A 7618-nucleotide genomic window follows, 5' to 3' on the forward strand; every position below is an offset into this window, starting at 1 on the left:
CTTATGTAGAGTTGATGGCCTATCAGCGCGACACCGAGGCTTTGGGCAAGATTGCCGAGCGGACGGGGTGGGATCAGGAAACCATGATGCCGCGCGGTGGGGCGGATCAGCGCGGGATTGAGATGGCGGCGATGGAGGGCGTGCTGCATGCGCGGCGCAGCCATCCGCAGATTGCGCAGTGGTTGGCGGATGCCGAGGCGGTGGATGCTGCGGCGGCGGCGCAGTTGTATCAGATTGACCGTAGTTACAAGCGGGCGGTGAAGGTGCCGGGAGATCTGGCGCAGGAATTGGCGCGGGTGACGTCGCTGGCGCAGGGGATTTGGGCGGCCGCGCGAGCGGACGAGAAAGTGGCGGATTTTCTGCCGACTTTGCGGGAAGTGATTGGGTTGAAGCGGCGCGAGGCGGAATGCCTGGCCGAGGGCGGCGATCTTTATGACGCGTTGATTGATGATTACGAGCCGGGGGCGACGGCAGCGAGTTTGGGCGGCATGTTTGACCGGATGCGGCCTCGGTTGGTGGCGTTGCGTGCGGCGGTGTTGGCGGCGAAGGCTCCGGCAGGGTTGTCGGGGCATTTCGGGCAAGAGGCGCAGTTGCGGTTGGCGCGGGATGTGGCGACGGCGTTTGGCTATGACTGGAGCCGGGGGCGGATTGATCTGGCGGTGCATCCGTTTTCTTCGGGGGGCGGCGACGACAGCCGGATCACCACGCGGGTGGTAGAGAGCGATCCGTTCAACTGTCTGTATTCGACGATCCACGAGGTTGGCCATTCCAGCTACGAGCTGGCTATTGACCCGGATTACGGCATGACTCCGCTGGGGCATGGCGTGTCGATGGGGGTGCATGAAAGCCAGAGCCGGATTTATGAGAACCAGATCGGGCGGGGCCGGGCTTTGACCGGGTGGATCTATGGGCAGATGGTGGAGCGGTTTGGGCCGTTGTCGGTGGAGGGGCCGGAGGCGTTTTACGCGGCGGTGAACCGGGTGCATGCGGGGTTCATTCGGACCGAAGCCGATGAGGTGCATTACAACCTGCATATCATGATGCGGTTTGATCTGGAGCGGGCGTTGGTGCGCGGTGATCTGGGCGTGGATGATCTGGAGGCGGCTTGGAATGATCGGTTCCTCGCAGATTTCGGGCAGGTGGTGGACAAGCCCAGCCATGGCGTGTTGCAGGATGTGCATTGGTCGGTGGGGCTGTTTGGCTATTTCCCGACCTATTCTTTGGGCAATGTCTATGCGGGCTGTTTGAACAAAGCGATGCGGGCGGCGGTGCCGGGGCTGGATGCGGCATTGGCGGTGGGCGATACCTCGGGAGCGGTGGGTTGGCTGCGCGAGAATGTGCAGCGCCATGGCGGGTTGCGCAGCCCGCGTGACACGATTGCGCAGGCTTGCGGGTTTGAGCCGAGCGAGGGGCCGTTGCTGGATTATCTGGAGGCGAAGTTCGGGGATTTGTATCGGTTGTGAGTTGGTTTTCCGGCCAAGCGGCGGCGGTTTGGCTGCTGGCGCTTGGGCAGACGCTGACCTACGCCGGGGTGTATTATGCGTTCCCTGCGCTTTTGCCGGATTTGCAGGTGGCAACGGGCTGGTCGGTGGCAGAACTGGCGTTCGGGCCGACGCTGGGGTTTTTGGTAATGGCGGCGCTGACGCCGTTCACCGGGGGCTGGGTGGATCGCGGTTGGGGCGGCGAGATGCTGACCTATGCGCCGATTTTGGCCGCGCTGGGCGTGGCGGGGTTGGGGCTGGCGGGATCGCCGCTGATCTGGTGGGCGATTTGGGCGGTGATCGGGGCGGCGCAGGCGTGTTGTCTTTATGAATCCTGCTTTGCGTTTCTGACTCGGCGTTTGGGGGGCGAGGCGCGAGGCGCGATCACCAGGGTGACGCTGGTGGCGGGATTTGCCGGAACTTTGGCGTTTCCTTTGGGCGATTTTCTGGGGCGGGCTTTGGGCGGGCAGGGGGCTTTGATTGCCTTTGCCGGGTTGATGTTGCTGGCAGTGCCGATCAATGCCTATGCGGTGCGCAGTCTGCGGCGGATGGAGCGGGCGGGCGGGATTTCGGTTGAAGCCGCGCCGGGGGCGTTGGCCGAGGCGATGCGGCGTCCGGCGTTTTGGGCGATTGCGGTGGTGTTTGGCATGATCTGGCTGAACCACGGGATTTTGCTGACCTATGTGCTGATGCTGTTCGCGGATCGCGGGGCGGAGGCTGGGATGGCGGTGTTGGCGGCGGCTTGCATTGGGCCAAGCCAAGTTTTGGGGCGGTTGGTGCTGCTGTTTCAGGGCGCGCGGATCGGCAATGCGCGGGCGACGGTGTGGTCGCTGATCGGCGTCGTCTTGGCGGGCCTTGCGTTGTTGACTGCAGGTTGGTGGCCGCTCTTGATCTTTGCTTTTGCGGCGTTGCAGGGGGCGGGGGCGGGGTTGCTGTCTATCCTGCGGCCGATGCTGATCGCGGATATTCTGGGGCGGCGGGGATTTGGGGCGATCTCGGGCGCGGTGGCGGTGGCCCCGATTTTGGCCTCGGCTGCCGCGCCCTCGGTCGGCGCGGTGCTGTTGCATTTGGGCGGGCCGGGGCTGGTCTACGGGTTTTGTCTGGCGATGGGTTTGGGTGGGCTGGCGATTGGGCTGGGGTTGTTGCGGCGGGGTGGGTCGGCTTAGGCGGGGTGAACGCCGCCTTATGTCCAGTTTGGCGGGCGCTTTTCAAGGAAGGCGGTGATGCCTTCGTCGGTGTCTTGCAGCATGATGTTTTCGACCATAGTGGCCGAGGCTACGGCGTAGGCTTCGGCCGTGTGAAGGCTGCTGGTGTCACGGAAGGCGGTTTTGCCGAGGCGCAGGGCAGCGGGCAGTTTGGCGGCGAGGGTTGCGGCGAGGCTTTGGGTCTCAGACTCGAGGCTTTCGGGGGTGGTGAGGCGGTTGATCAGGCCGATCTTGTAGGCGCGGGTGGCGTCGATGAAAGCGCCCGTGGTCAGCATCTCAAAGGCGATGGCGGGCGAGATTTTGCGGGTAAGGGCGACCATGGGCGTGCTGCAAAACAGACCGATGTTGATGCCGTTGACGCCAAAACGGGTGCCGGTTGGTGCGGTGATCATGTCGCAAGAGGCAGCGAGTTGGCAGCCTGCGGCGGTGGCTACGCCGTGGACTTGCGCTATGGTAGGTTGGGGCAGGTTTTGCAGGGCTTGCATGACCTTGGCACACAGGGCGAACAGGGTTTCGAAAGCGTCACGGCCTTGGTCGGGGGCGGTTCGGGCGGCTTGCATTTCGCGCAGATCATGGCCAGCGCAGAAGGCTTTGCCGGCGCCTTTCAGGATGACGACGCGGATGCTGGGATCGGCGTGCAGGCGGGCGATTTCGGTTTGCAGCGCGGTCAGCATCGCGGTCGACAGCGCGTTGAAGCTGGCGGGGGCGTTGAGGGTGAGGCTGGCGATGCCGTCTGTGTCGTGGCGTAACAGGATCTCGTTGCTCATTGCATCCCTCCTTGGAATGGCGGAACTCTAGGCGGGTGTCGGGCAGGGGGAAAGCATGATCGTGATGACAGCGGCAGAGTTGCAGGGGTTTCTGGCGCAGGAGTTTGCGCAGGTGGCAGAGGATTTTCTGGTCGAGCGCGCGGATGGGGCGGGGGTGTGTCTGCGCTTGCGGGTGCAGGACAAGCATTTGCGGCCGGGTGGCACGGTGTCGGGGCCAGCTATTTTCGCGCTGGCGGATGTGGCGATGTATCTGGCGATTCTCAGCCGGATTGGCCCGGTGGCTTTGGCGGTGACGACAAGTTGCAGTGTGGATTTCATGCGCAAGCCTGCGGCGGGGGTGGATATGCTGGCCGAGGCGCGGGTGTTGAAGCTGGGGCGCAGCTTGGCGGTGGGGGATGTGATGCTGTTTTCGAAGGGGATGGCCGAGCCCGTGGCGCGGGCGGGGCTGACCTATTCCATCCCGCCTGCGCGGTAGCGGCGGGGTTAGGTGCGCTGAAGCGCACCTTAGGCTTTTGTAGATGGGCGGATAGACTGTTGCCGCGCGGTTTACGCCTTGGCTTTGGTGAAGCGGCCTTCGATTTGGGCGCCGCTTTCGATGATCAGGGTGGTGTAGCTGATGTCGGCGGTGACCTGGGCGGCGGCGCGCAGGGTGAAGGTCTGGCTGTCAACCCGGCCCTCAAGCTTGCCTTTGACCTCAACCGTCTCAGCCGAGACTTGGCCCGAGACGCGGCCTTCGCCACCGATCAGCAGGCCATGCGCGGACAGCGTGCCCTCAATCTCGCCCAGCACTTCGATGGTGCCGGTGGAGGAGATATCGCCGATGATCTTCAGATCAGACGACAGCACAGAGCGGTTGTTGCTGCTGACATTGCCGCTGGTGGGGCGAGTCGGCGGGGCAGTAGGGTCGGCGGGCTTGGAAAACATGCGAAATCCTTGGGCACGAAAGGGCTTGTTGCGCAGATAAGGACCCATGGCGGGCTGCGGGTCAAGCCTTGGACTGGCGGGCGGTGTCGCGAAACGGCAATGCGGGTCGTGGTTCGGCTGACAAGCGCCGAAGGATTTGATCATATGGGGTGTAAGAATCGCCCCGAAGGGGGGGGCAGGATATGACGCTCCGCAATATGAATGAATTTTTCGCGCCGGTCTCTGGCTTTGATCTGCCGCGATTCGCAGGCATCCCGACGTTTATGCGGCTGCCGCATGTGCCGTTTGACCACGCGCGCTTTGGCGAGGTGGAGATCGGGTTAATTGGCGCGCCTTGGGATGGCGGCACCACCAACAGGCCCGGCCCTCGGCACGGTCCCCGGCAGTTGCGGGATTTGTCGACCATGATCCGGGCGATGAATGGGGTGACGTGGGTCGCGCCGTTTGAATTGGCCAACTGCGCCGATCTGGGCGATGTGGCGCCTAATCCGGCAGATTTAACGGATTCTCTGGCGCGGATGGAGGCGTTTTATGATCGCGTCGTCGCGGCGGGGGTTTTGCCGCTGACCGGGGGCGGCGATCATCTGTGCTCTTTGCCGATCCTGCGGGCGGTGGCGAAGCAGCGCGCCGTGGGGATGATCCAGTTTGATAGCCATACCGATCTGAACGACGTTTACTTCGGCACCTCGAAGTACAACCACGGCACGCCGTTTCGGCGGGCGGTGGAGGAAGGGCTGATTGACCCCAAGCGCTATTGTCTGATCGGCATTCGCGGCACGGCTTACGGCCGGGAAGATTGGGATTTCGCGGCGGCCAATGGCATCCGCATCATCGCGATCGAAGAGTTTCACGCGCGGGGCGTGGAAGATGTGATGGCCGAGGCGCGTGAGATCGTGGGATCGGGCGATACCTATATTACCTATGACATCGACTTTGTGGACCCGACCTTTGCGCCGGGGACGGGGACGCCTGAAATTGGCGGGCCGAATTCGTGGCAGGCTCTACAGGTGGCGCGGCTGTTGAAGGGTGTCAATATCGTGGGGGCTGATCTGGTTGAGGTCTCGCCGCCGTTTGATGCCAGTGGTGGGACGGCGTGGTTGGGGATCTCGATCATGTTCGAGATGCTGTGCGTGATGGCCGAGCGGGTTGCAGCGTTACGCGACTGAGAGGGCGTGACCGGGGGTTCCACACCCCCGGACCCCCGTGGGATATTTGAGCAGAGAGGATGACCAAGATGGCCGTTGAGATGATTGTGACCAATGCGAAGGTTTTGACGATGGATGCGGGGCGGCCTCGGGCAGAGGCTGTGGCTTTGGCGGGCGGCAAGATTGTGGCTGTGGGGTCGGCGGCTGAGGTTGGCGCGCTGGCTGGCGCTGATACGCGGGTGATTGACGCGGGCGGGCGGACGTTGCTGCCGGGGTTCTTTGAAAGCCATTTGCATCTGGTGCTGGGTGGGAATGAGCTTACGCAGTTGCAGATTGGTGGCTTACATGGCTTTGCGGCGCTGAAGGCGGCGTTTGAGGACTATGCGTTGCAGTATCCCAGCAATGCTTTGCTGATGGCGCAAGGGGCGTCTTATGAGATTTTGGATGAACCTGTGACGCGGCAGGATCTGGACCGGGTGATTGCGGATCGCCCAATTGCGATGATGTCGCCTGACCACCATACGGTTTGGGCAAATACTGCGGCTTTGGCCGCGGCGGGGCTGCTGCATGGGGCTGCGATGCCGCATGGGCATGAGGTGGTGATGGCTGCGGACGGCACGGCCTCGGGCGAGTTGCGCGAGTTTGAGGCGTTTGGGCCTATTTTGGCTTTGGGTGGCGAGGCGCATTTGCAACTGGGCATCGCGACCGGAGGGGAGCCGGAGCCTTGGCCTTCGGATGCGGTGCGCGCCAGGGATAAAGATAAGATCGCGGCAGGACTGGCGCATTGCGCGGCGCATGGCATCACCTCGATGGTGAACATGGACGGCAATCGCTACACCTGCCAACTGCTTCGGGAAATGCAGGAAGAGGGGCGGCTGACCGCGCGGGTAAAGGTGCCGTTCCACTTCAAACCGCATATGGCATTGTCCGAGCTGGACCGGGCCAGCGCCATGACGGCGGAGTATAAGGACGACTGGGTGTCGTCGGGGTTCGTCAAGATGTTCATGGATGGCGTGGTCGATAGCCGCACGGCCTTCATGCTGAATGACTATCCGGGGACCACGGAACGCGGCGAGCCTCTGTTCGAGCCGGAGCGGTTCAAGGCGATCTGTGTGGAGATTGATCGGCGGGGCTTGCAGATTGCTGTGCATGCGATTGGCGATGGCGCGGTGCGTACCACGATTGACGGCTATGAGGCGGCGGGCGTGGCCAATGGTCTGCGCGATATGCGCCACCGCATTGAGCATATCGAGTTGATCGCGCGCAGCGATATTGCGCGGTTGGGGGCGTTGGGGATCACGGCCTCTGTGCAGCCACCGCATCCTCCGGGGGCGATGGATTTTCCGATGTCGACGATGGAGACGGTGTTTGATCGTAGCCGTTGGGTCGATGCCTATCTGTGGAAGTCTCTTGCGGATCAGGGCGCGCCCTTGGCTTTTGCCTCTGATTGGCCGGTGACGGATGTCTCGGTGATGCGGGGACTTCAGGCGGCGCTGACTCGGGTGCCGTATGAGGGGGCTAAGGATGAGCGGTTCAGTCTGATGGATAGCCTTTACGCCTATACGGCGGGTGGGGCCTGGGCCGCGCATATGGAAGGCGTCACCGGCAAGCTGGTTGTGGGCTTGGCGGCGGACTTGGTGCTGATTGATGGCGATATCGAGTCGGTGGATGTGGCTGATCTGGGCCAGACTGGAATCGCGCTGACGATTGCGGGCGGAAACATCACCCATCAGGGCGTGGGATTCGCCGCCTGAGGGCTGGATTCGGAAAGATTCGGGGCGTTGAAGTCCGAATCAAAGGCGCAGATCCGGGGATAAACCCGGATTTGCGCCTTTTGCCTTTGCCGCTTCTGCCTGGCGCGGCGGCAGCGTGTATGGAAAACCCCTGTAAACATTGAGCGTGACAAGAAAATGACGAAGCTGTGCATTTTTCCTCTTGCGGGTTTCGGCGGCTTTCCCTAAACACCGCCTTACCGAAGCGAAACAGACGCAGCGATGCAGACGGGACGCGGACGGAAGCGAGATGAGACGCTCGTAACAGAATTTGGATACACGACGGCAAGACGCCCGAAGTTCGGGCGATCTGGTTATTTTGTG

Annotated in this window: 8 protein-coding genes; 5 read left to right on the top strand and 3 right to left on the bottom strand. The window is 62.7% G+C overall.

From position 1 onward, the window contains the following. Positions 1-14 precede the first annotated feature (14 nt). Together Q7V03_RS04520 and Q7V03_RS04525 are read left to right on the top strand one after the other, a co-directional pair. On the top strand, positions 15-1463 hold the full coding sequence (locus Q7V03_RS04520; RefSeq protein ID WP_304924423.1) for a carboxypeptidase M32: 1449 nt from the start codon (positions 15-17) through the stop codon (positions 1461-1463). Beyond that, entirely contained in the window at positions 1460-2647 is a 1188-nt protein-coding gene (locus Q7V03_RS04525) for an MFS transporter (protein WP_304924415.1), read from the top strand. Before Q7V03_RS04520 ends, Q7V03_RS04525 begins: the two co-directional genes overlap by 4 nt. 17 nt (positions 2648-2664) lie before the next feature. On the opposite strand, the gene Q7V03_RS04530 is transcribed toward Q7V03_RS04525, so the two are convergent. After that, a complete protein-coding gene (locus Q7V03_RS04530; protein WP_304924416.1) occupies positions 2665-3453 on the bottom strand; it encodes an enoyl-CoA hydratase in 789 nt (262 codons plus the stop codon). A gap of 55 nt (positions 3454-3508) precedes the next feature. Here Q7V03_RS04530 and Q7V03_RS04535 point away from each other — a divergent pair, with 55 nt between their 5' ends. Continuing rightward, positions 3509-3928, top strand: a complete 420-nt coding sequence (locus tag Q7V03_RS04535) for a PaaI family thioesterase (protein ID WP_304924417.1) — start codon at positions 3509-3511, stop codon at positions 3926-3928. 71 nt (positions 3929-3999) lie between these two features. Here the strand turns inward: Q7V03_RS04535 and Q7V03_RS04540 are convergent, their stop codons facing one another. Then, positions 4000-4377, bottom strand: coding sequence for a polymer-forming cytoskeletal protein (locus tag Q7V03_RS04540; protein ID WP_304924418.1), 378 nt, complete (start codon positions 4375-4377; stop codon positions 4000-4002). 182 nt (positions 4378-4559) lie between these two features. Here Q7V03_RS04540 and Q7V03_RS04545 point away from each other — a divergent pair, with 182 nt between their 5' ends. Further along, the gene (locus tag Q7V03_RS04545; RefSeq protein ID WP_304924419.1) at positions 4560-5543 is read left to right on the top strand and encodes an agmatinase; all 984 of its coding nucleotides are present in this window, start codon (positions 4560-4562) and stop codon (positions 5541-5543) included. Positions 5544-5611: 68 nt separating this feature from the next. Next, complete coding sequence (locus tag Q7V03_RS04550) at positions 5612-7276, top strand: amidohydrolase (RefSeq protein WP_304924420.1); 1665 nt, start codon at positions 5612-5614, stop codon at positions 7274-7276. 39 nt (positions 7277-7315) lie between these two features. Here Q7V03_RS04550 and Q7V03_RS04555 read toward each other — a convergent pair. Beyond that, a partial coding sequence (locus tag Q7V03_RS04555; protein ID WP_304924421.1) for a hypothetical protein occupies positions 7316-7618 on the bottom strand: 303 nt, incomplete at its 5' end.

Origin of the sequence: Cypionkella sp., from assembly GCF_030652235.1 — a bacterium.
Classification (GTDB): domain Bacteria; phylum Pseudomonadota; class Alphaproteobacteria; order Rhodobacterales; family Rhodobacteraceae; genus Cypionkella.